The 21051-nt window shown below is 57.5% G+C and carries 19 protein-coding genes and 3 riboswitches; of the genes, 11 read left to right on the forward strand and 8 right to left on the reverse strand.

The window, feature by feature from the left end:
* Positions 1-30: 30 nt before the first annotated feature.
* The 4 genes from C7H09_RS03030 to C7H09_RS03045 all read left to right on the forward strand — a co-directional run bounded on the left by C7H09_RS03030 (position 31) and on the right by C7H09_RS03045 (position 4819).
* Positions 31-453 (forward strand): F0F1 ATP synthase subunit epsilon, encoded by a 423-nt coding sequence (locus C7H09_RS03030; RefSeq protein WP_106761141.1) that lies wholly within the window; start codon positions 31-33, stop codon positions 451-453.
* Positions 454-603: 150 nt separating this feature from the next.
* Positions 604-1971, forward strand: coding sequence for a bifunctional UDP-N-acetylglucosamine diphosphorylase/glucosamine-1-phosphate N-acetyltransferase GlmU (glmU, locus tag C7H09_RS03035; protein WP_106761142.1), 1368 nt, complete (start codon positions 604-606; stop codon positions 1969-1971).
* A gap of 29 nt (positions 1972-2000) precedes the next feature.
* A complete protein-coding gene (gene glmS / locus C7H09_RS03040) occupies positions 2001-3833 on the forward strand; it encodes a glutamine--fructose-6-phosphate transaminase (isomerizing) (RefSeq protein WP_106761143.1) in 1833 nt (610 codons plus the stop codon).
* 161 nt (positions 3834-3994) lie between these two features.
* A riboswitch (glycine riboswitch) is annotated at positions 3995-4080 on the forward strand.
* Position 4081: 1 nt separating this feature from the next.
* Positions 4082-4179, forward strand: a riboswitch (glycine riboswitch).
* Positions 4180-4201: 22 nt separating this feature from the next.
* A complete protein-coding gene (locus C7H09_RS03045; protein ID WP_106761144.1) occupies positions 4202-4819 on the forward strand; it encodes a trimeric intracellular cation channel family protein in 618 nt (205 codons plus the stop codon).
* Between the two features lie 166 nt (positions 4820-4985).
* Here the strand turns inward: C7H09_RS03045 and C7H09_RS03050 are convergent, their stop codons facing one another.
* Entirely contained in the window at positions 4986-5894 is a 909-nt protein-coding gene (locus C7H09_RS03050; protein ID WP_106761145.1) for a LysR family transcriptional regulator, read from the reverse strand.
* Between the two features lie 161 nt (positions 5895-6055).
* On the opposite strand from C7H09_RS03050, the gene C7H09_RS03055 reads away from it, so the two are divergent.
* The 5 genes from C7H09_RS03055 (at position 6056) to C7H09_RS03075 (ending at position 11079) form a co-directional block, all read left to right on the forward strand.
* Positions 6056-6499 (forward strand): DoxX family protein, encoded by a 444-nt coding sequence (locus C7H09_RS03055; RefSeq protein ID WP_106761146.1) that lies wholly within the window; start codon positions 6056-6058, stop codon positions 6497-6499.
* 3 nt (positions 6500-6502) lie between these two features.
* A complete protein-coding gene (locus C7H09_RS03060) occupies positions 6503-7450 on the forward strand; it encodes a glutathione S-transferase family protein (protein WP_106761147.1) in 948 nt (315 codons plus the stop codon).
* Positions 7451-7467: 17 nt separating this feature from the next.
* Complete coding sequence (locus tag C7H09_RS03065; protein ID WP_106761148.1) at positions 7468-8280, forward strand: DODA-type extradiol aromatic ring-opening family dioxygenase; 813 nt, start codon at positions 7468-7470, stop codon at positions 8278-8280.
* Positions 8281-8660: 380 nt separating this feature from the next.
* Positions 8661-10166, forward strand: coding sequence for a sodium/proton antiporter NhaB (nhaB, locus tag C7H09_RS03070; protein WP_106761149.1), 1506 nt, complete (start codon positions 8661-8663; stop codon positions 10164-10166).
* Between the two features lie 82 nt (positions 10167-10248).
* On the forward strand, positions 10249-11079 hold the full coding sequence (locus tag C7H09_RS03075; protein WP_106761150.1) for a substrate-binding periplasmic protein: 831 nt from the start codon (positions 10249-10251) through the stop codon (positions 11077-11079).
* Here C7H09_RS03075 and C7H09_RS03080 read toward each other — a convergent pair.
* Positions 11065-11421: a DUF3047 domain-containing protein gene (locus C7H09_RS03080; protein ID WP_165794772.1), complete on the reverse strand. Its 357-nt coding sequence runs from the start codon at positions 11419-11421 to the stop codon at positions 11065-11067. The two genes, C7H09_RS03075 and C7H09_RS03080, sit on opposite strands and share 15 nt — an antisense overlap.
* A 113-nt stretch (positions 11422-11534) precedes the next feature.
* A riboswitch (cobalamin riboswitch) is annotated at positions 11535-11730 on the forward strand.
* A 115-nt stretch (positions 11731-11845) separates the two neighbouring features.
* On the opposite strand from C7H09_RS03080, the gene C7H09_RS03085 reads away from it, so the two are divergent.
* Positions 11846-14617, forward strand: coding sequence for a ribonucleoside-diphosphate reductase subunit alpha (locus C7H09_RS03085; RefSeq protein WP_276309301.1), 2772 nt, complete (start codon positions 11846-11848; stop codon positions 14615-14617).
* 27 nt (positions 14618-14644) lie between these two features.
* Positions 14645-15703: a ribonucleotide-diphosphate reductase subunit beta gene (locus C7H09_RS03090; protein ID WP_106761152.1), complete on the forward strand. Its 1059-nt coding sequence runs from the start codon at positions 14645-14647 to the stop codon at positions 15701-15703.
* Between the two features lie 60 nt (positions 15704-15763).
* On the opposite strand, the gene C7H09_RS03095 is transcribed toward C7H09_RS03090, so the two are convergent.
* Genes C7H09_RS03095 through C7H09_RS03120 form a run of 6 tightly spaced genes read right to left on the reverse strand, consistent with a single transcriptional unit; the run spans position 15764 to position 21032 of the window.
* The gene (locus C7H09_RS03095) at positions 15764-16717 is read right to left on the reverse strand and encodes a 5-oxoprolinase subunit C family protein (RefSeq protein WP_106761153.1); all 954 of its coding nucleotides are present in this window, start codon (positions 16715-16717) and stop codon (positions 15764-15766) included.
* Positions 16714-17442 (reverse strand): 5-oxoprolinase subunit PxpB, encoded by a 729-nt coding sequence (gene pxpB / locus C7H09_RS03100; RefSeq protein WP_106761154.1) that lies wholly within the window; start codon positions 17440-17442, stop codon positions 16714-16716. Before pxpB ends, C7H09_RS03095 begins: the two co-directional genes overlap by 4 nt.
* Positions 17439-18194 (reverse strand): 5-oxoprolinase subunit PxpA, encoded by a 756-nt coding sequence (locus C7H09_RS03105; RefSeq protein WP_106761155.1) that lies wholly within the window; start codon positions 18192-18194, stop codon positions 17439-17441. The genes pxpB and C7H09_RS03105 overlap by 4 nt, the downstream gene beginning before the upstream one ends.
* The gene (locus tag C7H09_RS03110; RefSeq protein WP_089675830.1) at positions 18191-18991 is read right to left on the reverse strand and encodes a hypothetical protein; all 801 of its coding nucleotides are present in this window, start codon (positions 18989-18991) and stop codon (positions 18191-18193) included. Before C7H09_RS03110 ends, C7H09_RS03105 begins: the two co-directional genes overlap by 4 nt.
* Entirely contained in the window at positions 18985-20358 is a 1374-nt protein-coding gene (locus C7H09_RS03115) for an amidase (protein ID WP_106761156.1), read from the reverse strand. The genes C7H09_RS03110 and C7H09_RS03115 overlap by 7 nt, the downstream gene beginning before the upstream one ends.
* The gene (locus tag C7H09_RS03120) at positions 20355-21032 is read right to left on the reverse strand and encodes a DUF2848 domain-containing protein (protein ID WP_106761157.1); all 678 of its coding nucleotides are present in this window, start codon (positions 21030-21032) and stop codon (positions 20355-20357) included. Before C7H09_RS03120 ends, C7H09_RS03115 begins: the two co-directional genes overlap by 4 nt.
* Positions 21033-21051: the final 19 nt, after the last annotated feature.

Genomic DNA, 21051 nt, shown 5'->3' on the forward strand with positions numbered 1-21051 from the left:
CTTGTCTTTCAGACCCAAGAGGCGTAAGAAATGGCTATGACCGTACATTGTGACGTCGTAAGTGCCGAGGAGAAAATTTACTCCGGTCTGGTGGAGATGCTGATCGCCACCGGTACCGAGGGTGAGTTAGGCATCCAGTATGGCCATGCTCCGCTGCTGTCCGGGCTCAAGCCTGGCGCAGTGCGGATCATCAAGCAGGGTGGCGGTGAGGAGATTCTGTACGTATCCGGGGGTTACCTCGAAGTGCAGCCGAACCTGGTGACTCTGATGGCCGATACCGCTGTTCGTGCCAAGGATGTGGACGAAGCCGCAGCGCTGGAAGCCCAGAAAGAAGCCGAGAAGGCACTGGCGAACAAAGCAGGCGAGTTCGAATACTCCCGTGCTGCTGCCGAGCTGGCTGAAGCAGCCGCTCAGCTGCGCACCATTCAGAAGCTGCGTAAGCACCTGCGTTAAGCAAGACTTGCGTCAGCGCCTGAACTGGCCTGACAGCGAACCGCATCCCGAGGCGGCATTCCCTGTGTTCCGGAACCGGAGTACAGTGGCTTGCTTCGGGGTGCGGTTTTTTTATATGTGCATCCAGACAAGACGGGAGTGCGTTGCCCCATGAGTCCTTTACACGTTGTGATCCTGGCGGCTGGCCAGGGTTCCCGAATGAAATCCGCCCTGCCGAAGGTGCTGCATCCGGTTGCTGGCAAGCCCATGCTGCACCACGTGGTGGATACGGCAACACGACTGGGCGCGGAGAAGATTCACACCGTCATCGGGCACGGGGCAGATCAGGTAAGAGCGTCTCTGAATAATGAATCGGTAAACTGGGTGCTGCAAACGGAACAGCTGGGAACCGGCCATGCCGTTGCCCAGGCCTTGCCGGATCTTCCGGAAGACGCCCGGGTACTGGTGCTCTACGGGGACGTGCCGCTGACCCGAGCGGAAACTCTGGCGGGTATGGTGGATCACCTTGGCGAGGACAACCTGGCGCTGCTAACGGTCACTATGGACGACCCCAAGGGCTATGGTCGTATTGTGCGCGGCAATGATGACAGAGTGCAGGCGATTGTTGAGCATAAAGATGCGTCTGCCGAGCAGTTGGCTATCCGCGAAGTGAACACCGGAATTCTGGCTGTCTCGGCCCGCAGGTTGAGAAGCTGGTTGCCCGCGCTGTCGAACCGCAATGCCCAGGGCGAGTATTATCTCACCGACATTATTGCCATGGCCGTTGAGCACGGCTTGTCGGTGAATGTCGCCCAGCCGGACAATGTGTTTGAAGTTCAGGGTGTGAACAATCGCGTGCAATTGGCAGAAATGGAACGCTGGTACCAGGCGCAACAGGCGGAAAGGTTATTGACCGAAGGCGCGAGTCTGGCAGACCCGGCCCGGATAGACGTGCGTGGCAAACTGACCATTGGCACCGATCTCTGGATCGATGTAAATGTGGTGTTTGAAGGTGAGGTTACACTGGGCAGTCGTGTGGTGATCGGGCCGAATTGTGTGATCCGGAACAGCCGCATTGGTGATGGCACGGAAATCAAAGCCAACAGTGTGATCGAAGACTCCGTGATCGGTGACCAGGCAGAAATTGGCCCCTTCGCCCGTTTGCGGCCGGGTACCGAACTGGCCAATCGCACCAAGGTGGGGAACTTCGTTGAAACCAAGAAGGCTAAGGTGGGTGAGGGCAGCAAGATCAACCACCTGAGTTATGTGGGTGATGCTACTCTGGGAGAACGGGTGAACGTGGGGGCCGGCACCATCACCTGCAACTACGATGGTGTGAACAAGCATCAGACGGTCATCGGCAACGGCGTATTCGTCGGATCCAATACCTCACTGGTGGCTCCGGTAGCCGTAGCGGAAGGTGCTACTATCGGCGCAGGCTCTACAATTACACGGGATGTCGGCAGGCAGGAGTTGGCGGTAGCCCGGGGTAAACAGCGGAATATCCAAGGCTGGGAACGGCCAGAGAAAACCCGATAACGATTGATATTTGAACAGGTGTATGCGGCATGTGCGGGATTGTAGGTGCGGTTTCCGAGCGGGACGTCCAGGGCATTCTTCTGGAAGGTTTGCGTCGTCTTGAGTACCGGGGTTATGACTCGGCCGGGATGGCGGTGATCAACAATGAACCCCGTATCCAGAGGGCCCGGGAGGTCGGCAAAGTGGCCGCACTGGCCGACGCCATTGCCCGGCATCCGGCATCGGGTACCCTAGGCATCGCCCACACCCGTTGGGCCACTCACGGCGAGCCTTCCCAGGTGAATGCGCACCCGCACATGTCTGGTGAACGCCTGGCTATGGTGCATAACGGCATTATCGAAAACTACCAGGAACTGCGGGATCAGCTCCGCGGTGAAGGCTTTGAATTCACCTCTCAGACCGATACCGAGGTGGTGGCCCACCTGATCGGGAAGTACTTCCGGGAAACCGGCAAACTGTACGACGCCGTAAAGGCAGCCATTGCCCACCTGCGTGGAGCCTATGCCTTGGCAGTGGTGCATGCCGACGAGCCGGATCACATGGTGGTTTGCCGTGAAGGCAGCCCGCTGGTGGTGGGTGTCGGTATTGGCGAGAACTTCATCGCTTCTGATCAGCTGGCGTTGCTGCCGGTAACCGATCGCTTCATGTTTTTGGAAGAAGGCGACATCGCCGACATCCGAAAGGGCAGCGTGACCATTCACGATCGTTCCGGTGCCCCGGTGGAGCGGGCTGTAACCCGCTTCGAACACGGCACAGACTCTGCCGACAAGGGCGAATACCGGCACTACATGCTCAAGGAAATCTATGAGCAGCCAAAAGTGATCAAAGCCACCACCGAAGGCCGGATTACCGACAGCAAAGTGCTTGAACAGGCCCTTGGAACAGACGCGGCTAACCTGTTGGAAAACGTTCGTCACGTACAGATCATTGCCTGTGGCACGTCCTATCACGCGGGGATGGTCGCCCGTTACTGGATTGAAGAACTGGCCGGTGTGCCCTGTTCAGTGGAAGTCGCCTCCGAGTTCCGCTACCGCAAGCATGTTATTCAACCCGACACCCTGTTTTTGTGTATTTCCCAGTCCGGGGAAACTGCGGACACTCTGGCGGCTCTGCGTCAGGCCAAAAAAGCCGGTTTCCGTGCGGCAATGGCCATCTGCAACGTGGCTGGCAGCTCACTGGTGCGGGAGTCCGACCTGGTCATCATGACCCAGGCAGGCCCTGAAATCGGTGTCGCGTCTACCAAGGCCTTTACCACACAGCTAACCGCATTGCTCATGTTCTCGCTGGCTCTGGCGCGCCATAACGGCCTGAGTGAAGAGCGGGAAGCGGATATCGTCCGGGCCATCCACCAGGTACCGGGGCAGGTAAACGACGTTCTGGCGCTGAATTCTGAAATTGAAGAGATGTCCAAGGCGTTTATGGACAAAAACCACAGCTTGTTCCTGGGCCGCGGCTCTCAGTATCCGGTGGCGATGGAAGGCGCCCTGAAGCTCAAGGAAATCTCCTATATCCATGCCGAAGCCTACCCGGCCGGCGAGCTCAAGCACGGCCCTCTGGCGCTGGTGGACAGCGAGATGCCGGTTGTGACCGTCGCACCGAACAACGAGTTGGTTGAAAAGCTCAAGTCCAACCTGGAAGAAGTCCGCGCCCGGGGCGGCGAGCTGTTTGTGTTCGCCGACAGGGCGGCGGATGTGAAAGCCGAGGCCGGGCTGCACGTAATGCAGCTGCCTTCGGTACACGAAATTACCGCGCCGATTGTGTACACCGTGCCTTTGCAGCTGCTGTCGTATCACGTAGCGGTGCTTAAGGGTACCGACGTGGATCAGCCGAGGAACCTGGCCAAGAGTGTGACGGTGGAGTAACACGCAGCTGGGGAGCGTCACCAGGATCAATCGCAAGAGCGTGATCGTGCTGGAGGGAAGCAGTACAAGGTCTGCGGAAAGATAACGAAGGATTCAGTCGGGTTTCGTCAAAATTCTGAGGTTTCATCTATTCGACGTTGGCCTCCTATCTATTTATAATAATGAGTCTTGCAGGAGAGAGGGCCGTTGGCCCCGCCGAAGGCGCAAACTCCCATAAACGCTCAGGCACAGGTACTGCAAGGCACCATTTAAAGCCGTCTGGAGAGCGACTGCTAAAGCAGTCCACCGAAGGGGCAAGCAGACCAGGCTCTGTAAACTCTCAGGTATCAGGGACAGGGGGAGAGGCCACAGAAACACAGGAGCCCTGTGTGCTGATCTCTATCTATATGATTGCCATTACCGCTGAAGCCATGTCAGGCGCACTCGCTGCCGGGCGGAGAAATATGGATATCTTCGGTGTTGTTGTCATTGCTTTTTTTACTGCCCTGGGTGGCGGAACTGTCCGGGACATTCTCTTGGGTAACTTTCCTGTTACCTGGACCCAGCATCCACGCTATATCTACATGACCATTATGGGCGGACTGGTAACGATCGTGATCGCCCGCTTTATGCGCCACCTTCATCAGCTATTCCTGGTGCTGGATGCCATAGGCCTAGTGGCTTTCACGGTTATTGGTTGCAATGTTGCCCTTGAACTGGGCTATGACACAGTCGTTGTTGTGATGGCTGGCATCACCACCGGCATATTTGGCGGTATCATCCGAGACATCATGTGCAATCGAACCCCGCAGGTATTGCGCCATGAACTTTATGCCAGCGTTTCACTGGTGGTTGCTTTTTTGTACCTGACCCTGCTTAGTCAGGGAGTGAATGAGAATGTGACCCTACTTGCCGCATTCAGCCTGGGTCTCCTGCTCCGTATGGCCGCCATTCGATGGCGGTTGTCGTTGCCAGTGTTCAGCTATTCCCAGGCTCGGTGGGAGTGACGGATCCTCGGCTCCTTGTTTTGCAGAATTTGGGCAACCGGGTGTTGGGCCAGCGCGCGCTACACCCGCATCACTTGATCATCTGCCAGCCACATCAAATGCCTGGCCAGTGCAATGCACTTAACTGAAAGCGGTAAAAGCGCTGAGCGGTAAGTTTCAGAGTTTGTTATTCAAACCTGTCCCAGTAAGGTGGGTTGCCAAAAAAACCATCGATAAAGTCAATAAAGCTACGAACTTTGCTCGCCAACAATTGGCGATGTGCGTACACCGCGTAGAGAGCCATAGGTTCCGGCTCGTATTCGGGCAGAATGATCTTCAACTTGCCTTCCTTTATTGCAGGGCCAGCAATGAAGGTGGGTTGTAGGGCAATTCCGGCCCCGGCACTAGCGGCCTCTATAAGTACATCGCCGTTGTTGCTACTTATCCCTCTTGTGTGTTCGCGACTCCTGTCAAGAAGCCATTTTTCCAGCGAATGAGAGCTATCCGTGTTCATGTAACTGTAACGCAGATACCTGTGCTCTCTTAGGTCTTCTGGCCGCTGGGGGGTGCCATATTGCTCAAGGTAGGCAGGTGACGCGCACAGAACCAGTCGTACCGAAGCCAGTCGTTTCGCAATCAGTGAGGAGCTCTTAAGGTGGCCGATCCTCAACGCGATATCGAACCCCTCTTCCAGGATGTCGACTTTCCGGTCATTCAGTTGCAGATCAATGCCAACGGCGGGGTGTTTCTTTTGGAATTCGCACAGTAGAAGGGCCAGATGGCGGATGGCAAACGAGACCGGTGCACTTATGCGTAACAGGCCCTGAGCCTCGGTTTGCAGATTACCGAGCTGATTTTCCATGTCATCGATGTCGTTGAGTACCTGTTGGGCGCGCTGGTGATAATGAGTGCCAGCTTCCGTCAGGTGAATTCTCCGAGTGGTGCGGTTAAGCAGTCGCACCCCTAGATGTTTTTCAAGCTGCGAAACGTATTTGCTGATCAGTTGTGGCGATATCTTCAGCCGGTCCGCGGCGCGGGTGAAGGTGCCCTCACTGACCACGGTGACAAACGCACGCATGGCTTCAATTCGATCCATTGACTTGTCCTGCAGAGTGCATTTTATTTAACAACATTTTGTTGATAATAAAGCAACGAAAGCCATCTTATTCTTTCTATTTGGTGATAGTAAGGTGTTCATATCGCTTGAAGCAGAAGCTTCGGGATTAATTAACCAGAGAAAGATTCGAGGTGGCTATCATGAACAATCAATTTGTACAGGCATTATTTCAATCCAACGGCGGGTTTGCCGCACTGGTTCTGCGGGTGCCGGTTGGCCTGATCCTCGCTGCCCACGGCGCTCAGAAGCTCTTTGGCTGGTTGGGTGGCTACGGACTGGAAGGCACCGGGCAATGGTTGGCAAGTATTGGGCTGGAGCCGGGTTACCTGATGGCGCTACTGGCTGGCAGTGCCGAGTTCTTTGGCGGCCTCGCGCTGGTGCTTGGTCTGCTGACACGCCCTGCGGCTGTGATCGCGGCTTTCACCATGCTTGTCGCCATATTTTCTGTCCATATCGGAAACGGGCTGTTCATGTCCAATAACGGTTATGAGTATGCCCTTACCCTGTTTGTCGTCACTCTGGCGCTGGTGATTCAGGGCGGTGGCCGGTTTGCGCTGGATAACCTGTTTCAAAAAGAGGGCTGAACCATGCTGGTAAACGGAGTCTGGAAGGAAAACTGGCAGCCTGTGCAGGCCAAAGATGAGGAAGGGCGCTTTGTTCGGCAGACCTCGCCCTTTCGTAACTGGATTACGCCGGATGGCGCCCCGGGACTGACTGGGGTAGGAGGCTTCAAGGCGGAACAAGGGCGTTATCACCTGTATGTGGCCTATATTTGCCCCTGGGCGTCGCGAGCATTGATGGCTCGCGAGCTGAAAGGACTTAAAGACGTGATTGGTGTGACTGTTGTCAATCCCCTGCTGACCGATCAGGGCTGGCAGTTCGGAGGTTATCCGGGTGCGGAAGAGGACGCTCTGAACGGTGCTCGTTATATGCATGAGCTATACACCCGGGCGAATCCTAAAATTTCGGGTCGTGCCACTGTACCGGTGCTCTGGGATAAACACACAGGCACTATTGTCAATAACGAGTCTGCGGATATTCTGCGTATGCTGAACAGTGCCTTCGCCGGGATTGTTAACGAAGGGCCAAATTTGTATCCCGAATCGCTGTCCGGCGAAATCGACAGTCTCAACGAGTATTTGTACACAGACCTGAATAACGGCGTGTACCAAGCGGGCTTTGCCTCCAGCCAGGCGGCATACGACGAAGCGTATACCAAAGTGTTTGCTGCCCTGGATGCCGTGGATTCCAGGTTGGCCGACGGGCGCATTTATCTGTTTGGTGATCAGCTGACAGAAACCGATATACGTCTGTTCGTCACCCTGGTGCGTTTTGACGCTGCCTATCACGGCTTGTTCAAGTGCAACCGGAATACCTTGAGAGCCATGCCGCGCTTGCATGACTACATGCACCGCATATTGGCGCTTGACGGCATTTCAGATACGGTAAATCTTGAACATATCAAGGCCGGTTACTATTCCATCAAGGCTTTGAATCCGAGTGGCATTGTCCCGGCAGGGCCAGGAGAACTCTGAGTACAGGAGTGACCGCTATGAACACTGTAACCGATGTTCTGTTTATCTCGCATGGGGGTGGGCCGATGCCCCTCCTGGGGGATCCGGGGCACCGAGAAATGGTGACCCGATTAACGGAGATTGCCGGTAAACTTCGCAAACCCTCTGCGATACTGGTTGTCAGCGCGCATTGGGAGGCACCGGTACCGACGATCACCTCTGGCGCCAGACCTCCGCTCATCTTTGATTATTCTGGCTTCCCACCTGAGGCTTACAACATCCAATACCCCTGCCCCGGAGAACCGGAGCTGGCGCGTCAGGTATACCAGGCGCTGGATCAGGCCGGTATCCGCGCCCGGCTTGACGGCCAAAGGGGATTTGATCATGGCCTGTTCGTGCCGCTGAAACTGATGTACCCGCAGGCGGATATTCCATGCGTTCAGCTCTCTTTGGTAAACAGTCTGGATGCGAGTACTCACCTGGCTATTGGTAAGGCGTTGCAGGCGCTGGACGTCGATAACCTACTGGTGATTGGCTCCGGCTTCTCATTCCATAACATGCGGGCATTTTTCTCCGCGAATACGTCGGAGGTTCAGGCTCGTAACCAGGCGTTTGAAGACTGGCTGGAGGAGACGTGTACCGATAGTTCAATGCCGGAATCAGAGCGGGTAGAGCGCCTGACTCATTGGGAACTGGCCCCGTCTGCCCGCTTTTGCCATCCGCGGGAAGAGCACCTTTTGCCTTTGCATGTTTGCTATGGCCTAGCGAACAAAGCGAGCGATGATCATATCTCGGCAACTATTCTCGGTAAAAAATCAGGAATGTTTTATTGGCGAATAGAGAACAGTTAAATCTGTCAGGTGTGGATGTTTTTTTGTTTAAGGTACGCAAAACCACCTGATTTCGGCAAAGATCAGTCGCTCTTGTGAGAAACGGCAGTTTTGATTTATCAAAACTGCCGTTAAAGGAGGAATCATGATCAGTCCTGTTGAAATCAAAGATCGCGCCGTAGGTTCCATAGTGGTGGGCTTTATTGGCAATGCACTTGCGCTCGCAGACACCCCCAAGACAGGCTAAACTGCGCATCGACTCAGGGTTGACTCCGCGTACGCCTAATTGGGGGCTTTTCTACCACCTTTGAGCCATTACCCCGGTCATAAATATCAAGGAAGATCACAGCTTCCTGTTGCATACTTCCTTGGCAGCTACCTCTAACGAAAAGAAACGAGCAATGCCCAATTCTGTGTTTGCTGGCTTTACCCAGAACTTCCTTGGTAAAGCCCCCGTCTGGTACAAGCAGGTTATCCTGCTGTTTTTGATTGCCAACCCTGTTGTTATGTATACCCTGGGCCCGGGAGTGACGGGGTGGTTACTGATAGCAGAGTTTATTTTTACCCTGGCGATGGCCCTGAAATGCTACCCTTTGTTGCCCGGTGGCCTGTTGGCGGTTGAGTCTTTGCTGATCGGTCTAACCACCGCCGATGCGGTCTACCATGAAGTGCTGACCAACTTTCCGGTGATTCTGCTGCTGATGTTCATGGTGGCAGGGATTTATTTCATGAAAGAACTGTTGCTGGTCACCTTTACCCAGATTCTGGTGGGGGTGCGTTCCAAGTCGGCCTTGTCTATGTTGTTTTGCAGTGCTGCTGCCCTGTTGTCGGCATTTCTGGATGCGCTCACCGTTACCGCGGTCATAATCAGTGTGGCGGTGGGTTTCTTCTCGGTGTATCACAAGGTGGCCTCGGGCAAGGGCTACCAGCAGAAAGACCACAACGCCAACAGCGATGAAGAAGTGATCGAACTGCACCGCGGCGACCTGGAGAACTTCCGGGCGTTTTTGCGCAGTTTGTTGATGCACGGCGCCATTGGTACCGCGCTGGGTGGCGTGGCGACCATGGTGGGCGAGCCGCAAAACCTGTTGATTGCGAAAGTGGTGGGCTGGGATTTCATTGGCTTTTTCCTGCACATGGCGCCGGTGAGTGTTCCGGTATTGGTGGCCGGGCTGGCCACCTGCTGGGCGCTGGAGAAGCTGCGCTGGTTCGGATATGGCGGTCGCCTGCCCAAGCCGGTACGCCAGGTATTGGAAGAGTTTGCAGAGAATGAACGCTCCCGGCGCACCAAGGCAGATCAGGCCGCCCTTTGGGTTCAGGCTATTGCTGCGGGGATACTGGTGTGTGGCCTGGCGTTTCACATTGCCGAGGTGGGCCTGATCGGTTTGCTGGTGATTATTCTGGTTACTTCGTTTACCGGTGTGACCGATGAGCACCAGATTGGCAAGGCGTTCCAGGAGTCGCTGCCGTTTACGTCGCTGCTGGTGGTGTTCTTTGCCGTGGTGGCGGTTATACACGAGCAGCACCTGTTCAAGCCGGTGATCGACTATGTCTTGAGCCTACCTGAGCACCAGCAGCCGGGTATGTTCTTTATTGCCAACGGCTTGTTGTCGATGATCAGTGACAATGTGTTTGTGGCAACGGTGTACATCAGCGAAGTAAAACAGGCGTTGGAAGCCGGCAGCATCAGCTACGAGCATTTCCAGACTCTGGCGGTGGCGATCAATACCGGCACCAACTTGCCCAGTGTCGCTACGCCAAACGGCCAGGCGGCCTTCCTGTTCCTGCTGACCTCGGCCATTGCCCCGCTGGTACGCCTGTCGTACGGGCGTATGGTGATCATGGCCTTACCCTATACGGTGGTCATGGGTGGTGTGGGGCTGTACATGGTTACCCACGCTTTCTGAGCCGGATTTTTGCAGTATTCGGCGTAGTGTTGTTCCGGTTATCTGTTAGGCTTGATAGAAACAGGTAACCGAAGCAGCGACTATGATCTCCGGCCCCAGCTTTTTCTTTATCCCTGCCCGGCGGGTGGCGCGAGCCCTTTTTCTTGCGCTGCTCTGCGCCCTGATTTCCTTCACGGTAAGTGCCGCAGACGCAACCAGCGATGACGGAAAGACCCTGCGGGTTGCCTATGTAGAATTTCCTCCCATCACTTACCGAAACAGCGCGGGCGAGCCCATGGGTGAAATGGTGGGGGTGCTCGACAAGCTGGCGGCGGAGGCGGGATACCGTATCGAATATCTGTATTTGCCGGTGGCACGGGCATATCTATACCTGAAAAACGGCACCATCGACATGATGATGGGCCTGACCAAGGTTCCGGCGGTGCAGCATGATGTGCTGGAAAGCTGGGTTAACCCGGTGAGCATGCAGCTGAGTGCCTGGTACCTCGACGCTACCGAGCCGATTGATCACCTGGATCGTTTGCGCAATAAAACCGTCATCCTGATCAACGGCTACACCTACGGAGGGCTCCGGAACTGGCTAATAGCACAACCGGATATCCGGGTGTCTGAAGCCCCCAATCATCGCTCCGCTCTGGATATGCTCAAGCTCGGGCGCGGTGACTATCTGCTCGACTATCGCAAGCCCATCCGCCAGGTAATGGCAGATCCGGGCTACAATATGATCCGTGAATCTCCGATTCGGACCCGCCACGGCGCCTGGTTGTTTTCACTGGCCAATCCCCGGGCAGCACTCCTGCGTGAAGAGTTTGACGATGCCTACCTCAGGCTGGCCGAAAAGGGGGAGGTGGCTCCGGTACAAAGGTACCCGAATACCTACGTGGTACCCGGATTTCCGCTACAGTACCGGTAATTTTTCGCTGGATGACCGGGACAGAATCAGGTCGCCATACCAGGCTGCGGCCTGCTCACCGGTATTATCTGCATCGGTCATGATGGCCACGCCAACAATGGCAGGTGGTGCGTTTCTTAAGGCGCTGCCGTTAGCGGTAGCACGCACCACTTGCCGGCCATCTTCAACCACCAACTCATAGTGGGTATGGCGATCGATGTTGGGAAATTCCAGGGGCTCCCAGCCGTCCTGGAGGGACGTTATGGCAGAGAAGGGGGGAAGCAGCGGGGGGATTGCCTGCAACCCCAGAGTGGCGAACAGCAGCGTTGTGCAGAGGCAGACTGTGGAACGGCGAAAAGTCACGTTATTCTCCTGAACAATAAGATTGACCGGGCTAGAACGTTTAACCCTTAGCCATCATCTTGTGTTGCTGGTACAGGGTGTATATAGTGACCCCGTCCTTGGTCAACTACCATATATTGTGATCAAACTCTGATCATCTTGTTTATAGGGTAGTCGGGAATCCGGTGAGAATCCGGAACTGACGCGCAGCGGTATTGGGGAACGAGCGTGGTATTACGACACTGGTGCAAACCGGGAAGTCGCCGCGCAAGGCAGAACAAAAGGTTCATGCCCCTGAGTCCGAAGACCTGCCAGGGAACAGAAGCCCATGGGGTTTCTGCACTGCACCTTCGCGATTCAAGGGTGAGCAGACTGGTCAGGCCTGCCCGTGCCTTGGGTAAGGTGTGCCGCTGCATTCGCGAAGGATTTAACGGAATCAACGCGAATTCAGGAGAGCACCATGACAGCCGCCACCCTCGCCGAGCCCTCGGTCAGCCAAACTCAATCCCTGCAAGTTATTAAACGCAACGGCACCCTGGTGGGATTTAACCCGGCCAAGATCAGTGTTGCGGTTACCAAGGCGTTTCTGGCGGTGGAAGGTGACCAGTCGGCCGGTTCCGCGCGCATCAACGACGCCGTACACCGGGTCACCGAGCAGGTAATGCAGGCCATCAGCCGTCGCCTGAAAGCGGGTGGCAAGGTGCATATTGAAGACATTCAGGACCAGGTGGAACTGGCACTGATGCGCGCGGAAGAGCAGAAAGTGGCCCGGGCCTACGTACTCTACCGGGAAGAACACGCCCGCCAGCGTGCTGTTGAAGAACCGATGGAAGCCCACCCGCACCTGACCGTGAAAAAGAGCGACGGCAGCATCGCCCCGCTTGATCTGGGCCTGATGAAACAGCAGGTGGAGCAAGCCGCCACTGGCCTTGAAGGCATTGACGGTGAATCCCTGGTGGAAGACGCGCTGCGCAACCTGTACGACGGCATCGAGGGCACCGAAGTGCTGACCGCGCTGATCATGACCGCCCGCGGTCGCATCGAGCGGGAGCCGGACTACAGCGCCGTCACCGCCCGCCTACTGCTGGAACAGCTGCGGCTGGAAAACGCCGATGCCCTGGGCCTGCCCCGCAACCAGACGCTGGCGGAGACTTATCCACAGGCGCTGACGGCGTTTATCCACGCCGGTATCCGTTACGAATTGCTGGACGAAGCCCTGGCGGCCTTTGATCTGGAGCGCCTGGCCGAAGCCCTGAAGCCCGAGCGGGATCTGCAATTTGGCTTCCTCGGCCTGCAAACTCTCTACGACCGCTACTTCCTGCACTGGAACCAGGCCCGCCTGGAACTGCCCCAGGTATTCTTCATGCGCGTGGCCATGGGCCTGGCGCTGCGCGAGGACGACCCCAACGCTCGCGCCATCGAATTCTATGAGCTGCTTTCCAGCTTCGATTACATGGCCAGTACGCCCACCCTGTTCAACAGCGGCACCCGCCATTCCCAGCTGTCGTCCTGCTACCTGACCACGGTCGGCGACGACCTGGAAGACATCTATGGCGCCATCAAAGACAACGCCCTGTTGTCGAAATGGGCTGGCGGCCTGGGCAACGACTGGACCCCGGTGCGGGCGCTGGGTTCGCACATCAAGGGCACCAACGGCCAGAGCCAGGGCGTGGTGCCATTCTTGAAAGTAGTGAACGACACTGCGGTGGCGGTGAACCAGGGCGGCAAGCGCAAGGGCGCGGTCTGCGCCTATCTGGAAAGTTGGCACCTGGACATCGAGGAATTCCTCGAACTGCGCAAGAACACCGGCGATGAGCGCCGCCGCACCCACGACATGAATACCGCCAACTGGGTACCGGATCTGCTGATCGAGCGTATGCGCGAAGACCGCGACTGGACCCTATTTTCCCCTAGCGGTGTGCCGGATCTGCACGACCTGTACGGCAACGCATTCCGCGAACGCTACCAGCACTACGAGGCGCTGGCGGAGCAGGGCAAAATCAAGCTGTTCAAGAAGATTCCGGCCAAGCAGTTGTGGCGCAAGATGCTGACCGTGCTGTTCGAAACCGGGCACCCCTGGATCACCTTCAAAGATCCGTGCAATCTGCGCTCGCCCCAGCAGCATCAGGGCGTGGTGCACAGCTCAAATTTGTGCACCGAAATCACCCTGAACACCAGCGCCGACGAAATCGCCGTGTGTAACCTGGGCTCGGTGAACCTGGCTGCCCACATCAAAGACGGCGAGTTGGATGTGGCGCGCCTGGAGCGAACCGTCACCACCGCCGTGCGCATGCTCGATAACGTGATCGACATTAACTTCTACGCCGTGCCCCAGGCCCGCAATTCCAACCTTCAGCACCGCCCCGTGGGCCTGGGCCTGATGGGCTTCCAGGATGCCTTGTATCAACTGGGTCTGCCGTACACCAGCGCGGAAGCGGTGGAGTTTGCCGATGTCGCCATGGAGCAGCTGAGCTACTTCGCCCTGCGTGCCTCGGCCACCCTGGCCGGTGAGCGTGGCGCTTACGAAACCTACGAAGGCTCCCTGTGGAGCCAGGGCATTCTGCCGATTGATTCGATCCAGAACCTGAAAGACGCCCGTCGTGAGGGAGACCTTTCGGTGAACACCGACAGCCGTCTGGACTGGACGCCGGTGCGCGAGCTGATCGCCAAACACGGCATGCGCAACAGTAATGTGATGGCCATTGCGCCCACCGCCACCATCTCCAACATTGTCGGGGTGTCGCAATCCATCGAACCGGCTTACCAGAACTTGTTTGTGAAATCGAACCTGTCTGGCGAGTTCACCGTGGTGAACCCCTCCCTGGTGCGGGATCTCAAGGCCGAAGGCTTGTGGGACAACGTGATGGTGAACGACCTGAAATACTTCGACGGCAGCGTACAGCAGATCGACCGCATTCCCACCGAACTCAAGGCCCGCTACGCCACCGCCTTTGAAATCGACGCCCGCTGGCTGGTGGAAGCCGCGTCCCGACGCCAGAAGTGGCTCGACCAGGCCCAGAGTCTGAACCTGTACATGGCCGAACCCAGCGGCAAAAAGCTGGATGCGTTGTACCAGCTGGCCTGGGAACGCGGTCTGAAAACCACCTATTACCTACGCTCTTTGGGGGCCACCGGTGCCGAGAAATCCGCCCCCGTGGCCGCGCCGCAGCCGCAGGTGTGCTCGATTGATGAGCCGGACTGCGAAGCGTGTCAGTAACCACTCACTGTGTCAGGAGATAGCACCATGCTGGACTGGGATGACGAATCTAAAGCCGCCACCAAGCCAGCCGCCACCGGCGGCCCGGCGCCCGTGAATGTGGATGACAAGCGGGTGATCAACGGCGAGACCGACATCAACCAATTGGCACCGTTCAAGTACCCCTGGGCCTGGGAGTACTTCATGAACGCCAACAAGAACCACTGGACGCCGCTGGACGTGAACATGGCGCAAGACGTTCACGACTACCACCACCGGCTGACCCCGGCGGAAAAGCACGTGTACGAAAACGTGCTGGCGTACCTGACCACCTCCGATATTCTTGCCATGCGCAACATCGGCCTGGCGGTGATGGAAAAAATGAGCGCCCCGGAGCTGCAGATTTATCAGGCCCGGCAGGTATACGAAGAAGCCCTGCACACCTGGACCTACCAGCACTGCATCGAGACCCTGAACCTGGACCAGAGCGAGATCTACAACCGCTACCGGGTGGTGCCGGAGATCAATGGCAAAATCCAGCTGGCCAACCGCCGCCTGGACGCCGCCATGCGCTCCGACATGAACCTGCGCAACCCGGACGAGCTGCAAGACTTCGTGATGTCGTACCTGTTCTTCGCCGCCGTGTTCGAAGGCTGCTGGTTCTACAACGGCTTCAGCCCCATCTTCGCCCTGCAGCGCAGAGGTCTGATGCGCGGCACCGGCGAACAACTCCAGTACATCCTGCGGGACGAAGCCATGCACTTCTCATTTGGCTTGAAAGTGGTCAACCAGATTCTGGAAGAAGAGAAAATCACCCTGGATCCGAAAGCCGTGCGCGAGATGTGGGACGAATCCGAAGCGGCGGAAATGGCCTACGCCAACTACGTGCTGCGGGACCCCATCCTGGGCTACTCGGCCGAATACCACAGCGAGCAGTTCCGCTTTGTGGCCAACCGCCGGGCCCGCACCGTGGGCCTGGAAGAACCCTTCCCCGGGGCGAAAAACGTATCACCCTGGCTGGACGAGCAGGCTACCCTGCGCAAAGAGAAAAACTTCTTTGAAACCCGGGTGATCGAATATCAGACCGGGGCGCAGCTGGAGTGGTGAGTGTTTGCGAATATAAGGTAAGGCGCCTTGAGGCATACCGGGAGTCAGGCTGCTTCCGGTTCAGGAAGCAAAGCTTGCCAGAAACGCCCGGTATTCCCGCAGCACAGATTCACCGCTGCGGGCGACCAGCCTGACTTCCTGCCCGGGCAGGCACTGGGCCAGCCGGGAGACAGACAGCGGCGAAAGCGCACCCAGTCTCGGATAGCCTCCGATGGTCTGACGGTCGTTGAGTAATACGATCGGCTGGCCATCGGGTGGCACCTGGACTCCGCCAAGGTTGATGCCCTCTGAAATCAGCGATCGGATTCGGCACTGTAATTTGGGGCCGGCGAGGCGCACACCCATGCGGTCTGCCCGGTCATCCACCCGCCACCAGGTGTTGAAAGCGTCAAACAGGCTGCGACCGGTGAATTCGGCAATCTGCGCACCTGGCAGCAGATCGAGCTGCGGCGGCTCCCGGAAATCAGGGCGGGCATGCGGCGGGGCCTGGGTGATGCCCGGTGCTGCGGTGATACCCGGTTTGAACGTGCTTAACCTGTCGTCATCCGCCAGCTTGCGGCCGTGGCCATCAAAGCCGCCCAGTTGCTCCCGGGCGACACAGGCTACGCTGCCCATCGCTGGCGGAGCCGCAAAGCCACCGCGTACAGACAGATACGCCCGCAGCCCGCTTACCGGGGTGCCAAACGTCAGTTTCTGGCCTTCGGACCAGCGTACCCGTTGCCAAAGCGGAACCGGATGGCCCTCCAGCGTGGCGCCAAGATCGGCTCCGGCGATGGCAATATCAAGATCGCGTTCCGCCACCAGTTGCAGTCCGCCAAAGGTGATTTCAAGGCTTGCCGAGCCCCACGGATTACCGGCCAGCCGGTTGGCCCAGGCCCAGGAGTACAGGTCGGCTGGCCCGCCCTGAGTGACTCCCAGGTGCCGGACGCCAAAGCGGCCGCGATCCTGAAGCAGCGCAAGCGGCCCGGCCCGGAGCACCCGGATCGCGATGTCGCTCTGGGGTAGGGTGGTCATTGGCATGCCTCCATGGGGGTAATGTCGCCTCCGCTACGCTCAAACGCCTCTCGAGAGGCCGGAACAAAGCGTACCTGGTCGCCCACATTCAGCAGGCTGAAACCTTCTCTTTTTCGGTCGAACAGGCGGGCACTGGTGCGACCCAGAAGGTTCCAGCCGCCTGGGGTGGCGGTGGGGTATGCGGCGGTCTGGCGCGCGGCAATGGCCACGCTGCCCACCGGGACTTTCTTACGGGGCGTGTCGAGCCTCGGGCATTCCAGCTGTGGGGCCGTCAGGCCCATGAAGGCAAAGCCTGGCGCAAAGCCCAGGGCAAAGACGCGGTAGGTTTTCTGGCTGTGGCACGCGATGACCTCAGCCACCGACAGTCCCGTATGTTCCGCGACCCGCTCAAGGTCTGGCCCAACGCTGGCATGGTAGAACGTTGGCAGTTCATGTATCTGGCTGGTGCCGGAGCTGCCCTCCGGTGTCAGGTCCGTGAGCAGGCTGGTGATCTTCTGTTGCGCTTCCAACGGACTCAGTTGCACGGGATCGAAAACCACCAGCAAGGTGGTGTAGGACGGCACCAGGTCCACCACCGCCGTTCCGAACGCCGATTCGCAGCGCTGCAGCAAGGCGGTGATCCAGGGCAGGTTGGTTTCCTCAATGCTATCGAACAGTCTTACCATCCAGCCGTCCAGGCCCGCAGATTCCAGCCGGGGCAGGGTTGTGACGGAGCCTGTGTTCATGTCTGGCTTCCAAGCGCCTGAATGGCTTCCCGAATGGACTGGATGGCAGCAATGGATTCGTTGTTGTCACCATGCACGCACAAGGTGTCGGCTTGCAAAACGATCTTGCTGCCGTCGCTGGCGGTGAGTGGTTCACCTTTAGCGATCGTAATGGCCTGTGCTAGGATTTCCTTTGGGTCTTCATGAACGGCACCGGGCTGCCGCCTGGACACCAGATGCCCGTGCTGATCATAAGCGCGATCCGCAAAGGCCTCAAACCAGAGGTTTATGCCATATCGGTCGGCAATTTCCTGTGCCATCGACGTGTCACAGGCTGCCATAGTCATCAGGGGCAGAGAGGCATCGAAATCTTTGACCGCCCTGACCACGGCTTCAAACAAAGCCGGATCCCGGATCATATCGTTGTACAGTGCGCCGTGGGGTTTCACGTAATGTAGCCACAGACCTTCAGCCCGACAAAGCCCGGACAGCGCCCCGATCTGGTACAGCACAAGGTCTTCCACTTCAGCAGGTGAGCAAGCCATAGAGCGTCGGCCAAAACCCACCAGATCCGGATAGGATGGGTGAGCGCCGACCTTCACCTGATGGGCTTTGGCCAGGCGCAGGGTACGCCGGATAACGTGAGGGTCGGATGCGTGAAAGCCGCAGGCTACGTTGGCAAGATCCACGTGGGGCATGACATGCTCATCCATTCCCATGACCCAGGGGCCGAAGCTTTCACCCATATCGGCATTGATCAAAAGCGTGCTCATATAGCCTCTCCTGTTTTAACCATGCGGTAACGCCACTGGCTTAAGACAAAAATTCCCAGGCTCACTGCCATCGAGGCAGCCAATGCCACGGCAAAAGTGGCCATAGGAGGCAAAGTGTCTACCACCAGTGCCAGCGCCAGTGCAAAGGCTACGAGGCTGAGCATGCCTTTCTGGGCCATGCTTACCGTTGCTCTTGCCACTTCCGGGCCGTAGCGCTCGTAGAGTGTCCAGCCAATCGTGAACAAACCCACAGGAAACCCCACCAATATACCGGAAAGGAACGGGCCGGTTCTCGCCGCCAGGGTTGTTGCAATACTTACCAGAATGCCAGCCAGCAGGCCCCGTAATAGCAGATCGAACCAGCCTGATCGAGCAATTACGACGGTGTGCCTCAGTTGCAGCCTGTGGCGTATGAACTCAGCCGTCAAAAGCACCAAGCCGTACGCCAGAAGGGCTCCCCATACGCCTCCGGGTAGCAATGAAAATAGAAGCGAAGCGGGTATCCAGCTGCCCGTTGCCAGTGCCAGGCTGGTGAATACGCCCAAACGCCCGGCGGACAGCACGAAGCTGATAGCGAAGATAAGCGTTGCGATCAGTGCGTGCAGAGTCGACAGTGCGGCGGCTTGCAGGAACTCGGTTGAGCGCTCCTGAAGCATAAAGAAGTAGCCGGGGCCAAGAATAATCGGCGTGCCTGCCAGAATGCCGCCAAGCCGGGGGCCCATCTTGCCAACCGCCACCGACACCCCAATCACCACTGCGGCGGTTGCCACCAGTTTGACAATCAGAACGCTCAGCATAGGGTTGAGAGTATCCTCTCAAGGCCTGCTGCCGTGTTGAGCAATTGCCGATCCGTTCCATTTCGGCCAACCAGCATTAGCCCAGATGGCAGCGCGCCCTGCGGGTGATTCGGAATTGTAATGGCACATAAATCCAGCAGGTTGGCGACGGTCGGGTTGCGCAACACCAGCAGGTTCAGTTGGCCATAGCTTTCATCATCAACGAGTTCCTCAAAACGTGGTGGGGCAATGGGCACGGTGGGTGCCAACAGTCCGTCGTAGGCTGACAACCACTGGTCGGCCTGTTGTTTGCGATTCTGTCGGCGGTGCAGCAGTTCGATGTAATCGGAGGCCGTGAGAGAGGCGCCGCGCTCAATGCGAGTACGGACTCTTGGGTCATAGCGATCTCCGCAAGCTGTCAGCCAATCCCGGTGCAGGTGGTAGCTCTCTGCAGCGGTAAAGCCGCCGCCCTCCAATAACTCTGGCAGGGCATCCAGTACCGGAACCGCGACCTCATCAATTATTGCGCCCGCGCCGCGAAGAGCCTTCAGGCTACGGATGAAAGCGTCAGAAATTTCGGCTGAAACATCGTCGAGCATGTAGTTGGTAGGGACGGCAAAACGCAGGCCAGCCAGTGAACGAGGCTTTAAAGGTGTCGCCGGTTGCCCTGCCAGAACAGCATCAATGCGTGCACAGCAGTCGACGGTTCGGGCCATAGGGCCGATAGAGTCGAGGCTATCGGACAGCGGGAAGGAGCCCGTGCGTGGAATGCGGCTTTGCGACGGTTTAAAACCGACCAGGCCGCAGAACGCTGACGGAATACGAACTGAACCGCCGGTATCGGAGCCGATAGCCGCTGCGGCCATGTATCGGGCCACGGCGACGGCGGCGCCCGAAGATGAGCCGCCGGGAATCCGGCCGGGAGCGACAGGGTTATCCGGTGTGCCGTAATGGGGGTTTATGCCAAGCCCGGAATAGGCGAATTCGGTCATGTTGGTGTGCCCGGTAATCACGGCCCCGGCACGGCGCAAGCGAGATACGATCAGCGCATCGGCTTTGGCTGGAGTGTCCCACCATTGGCTACCGGCGTGGGTAACTTCTCCGGCCACGTCGAACAGAACCTTCAATGCGATCGGTAAGCCAGCCAGCTCACCAGTGGGTACACCGGCGCCTCGCAAGCCGTCTATAGCCCGGGCTTCGGCTTTTGCCTGGCCATCGAACCGGCGGGTATAAACCTGCCGATCCGGGTGATCACCTTTATCGATGTTGGCCTGGCAGATATCCAGTAGCTCACCGGCTTGCCAGTGGCCAGCGGCCAGGCCAGTCAGTAGGTCTGCCAGAGATTCCGCTGGCAACGGCTTGAGCGCTGTAGTTTCGAGTTGTGTCATTTTACCACCGACAGGGTCTCAACGTTGTAAGCATGCTCCAGAGAGCGGCCTCTGACCGGATCTGTTAACACCATCCGAAATGTTTCTGACGGGCGAACACCTCCGATCACGGGTAGTGTGCCGCAAAGCATGGCTTGTCCGGGAGCCAGTTCGGTTGTTTCCAGGCCAAATCGACGCAGGAGATCCTCCGGATGCAGTAGCCCGGTAACACCGCCTTGCTGGTAGGGTACTTCTTTGCCATCAATGGTGGCGAAAGAGGCCATTTGTAGCTTATCCCAATGGTCAATTACATCCGCCAGCCACCAGATCTGACGCCCTACCGGTTTGGCACACACCTGTTTGGAATGGGCGACCGACCAGGCTTCGGCTTCCCGATCCGTGTGATCCGAGCCCAGGCCAACAACGGTGCCGTGTTCGGTTCCGATCAGCAGAACCTCGATTTCACCACTGGTTTCGTTGCCCAGAAATTGAACCTGATTGGCGGTGGTCACCAGTCCTGCTGATACCCGATAGAACAGAGGTGTGCTTGACGGGGGTGCAACTCCGATGGCCTTGAGCTCTTCAATGTGTTCATCAATGCCAGCCTGCTCGCGCCCCGCCCAACCAGCAATAATCAGTTCGTTTATTTCAACGTTCAGGGTTTCGCCAGTCTCTGCAAATTGAAATTCTGTCATCACGTATCTCCTGTTGTTA

It is taken from the genome of Marinobacter fuscus, assembly GCF_003007675.1.
In the GTDB taxonomy this organism is placed as follows: domain Bacteria; phylum Pseudomonadota; class Gammaproteobacteria; order Pseudomonadales; family Oleiphilaceae; genus Marinobacter; species Marinobacter fuscus.

Coding starts and splice junctions, on each gene's coding strand:
- glmS (WP_106761143.1), top strand. CDS start 2,001: ATGTGCGGGATTGTAGGTGCGGTTTCCGAGCGGGACGTCCAGGGCATT.
- nhaB (WP_106761149.1), top strand. CDS start 8,661: ATGCCCAATTCTGTGTTTGCTGGCTTTACCCAGAACTTCCTTGGTAAA.
- C7H09_RS03120 (WP_106761157.1), bottom strand. CDS start 21,032: ATGACAGAATTTCAATTTGCAGAGACTGGCGAAACCCTGAACGTTGAA.
- C7H09_RS03075 (WP_106761150.1), top strand. CDS start 10,249: ATGATCTCCGGCCCCAGCTTTTTCTTTATCCCTGCCCGGCGGGTGGCG.
- pxpB (WP_106761154.1), bottom strand. CDS start 17,442: ATGAACACAGGCTCCGTCACAACCCTGCCCCGGCTGGAATCTGCGGGC.
- C7H09_RS03105 (WP_106761155.1), bottom strand. CDS start 18,194: ATGAGCACGCTTTTGATCAATGCCGATATGGGTGAAAGCTTCGGCCCC.
- glmU (WP_106761142.1), top strand. CDS start 604: ATGAGTCCTTTACACGTTGTGATCCTGGCGGCTGGCCAGGGTTCCCGA.
- C7H09_RS03095 (WP_106761153.1), bottom strand. CDS start 16,717: ATGACCACCCTACCCCAGAGCGACATCGCGATCCGGGTGCTCCGGGCC.
- C7H09_RS03065 (WP_106761148.1), top strand. CDS start 7,468: ATGAACACTGTAACCGATGTTCTGTTTATCTCGCATGGGGGTGGGCCG.
- C7H09_RS03060 (WP_106761147.1), top strand. CDS start 6,503: ATGCTGGTAAACGGAGTCTGGAAGGAAAACTGGCAGCCTGTGCAGGCC.
- C7H09_RS03090 (WP_106761152.1), top strand. CDS start 14,645: ATGCTGGACTGGGATGACGAATCTAAAGCCGCCACCAAGCCAGCCGCC.
- C7H09_RS03110 (WP_089675830.1), bottom strand. CDS start 18,991: ATGCTGAGCGTTCTGATTGTCAAACTGGTGGCAACCGCCGCAGTGGTG.
- C7H09_RS03030 (WP_106761141.1), top strand. CDS start 31: ATGGCTATGACCGTACATTGTGACGTCGTAAGTGCCGAGGAGAAAATT.
- C7H09_RS03055 (WP_106761146.1), top strand. CDS start 6,056: ATGAACAATCAATTTGTACAGGCATTATTTCAATCCAACGGCGGGTTT.
- C7H09_RS03050 (WP_106761145.1), bottom strand. CDS start 5,894: ATGGATCGAATTGAAGCCATGCGTGCGTTTGTCACCGTGGTCAGTGAG.
- C7H09_RS03115 (WP_106761156.1), bottom strand. CDS start 20,358: ATGACACAACTCGAAACTACAGCGCTCAAGCCGTTGCCAGCGGAATCT.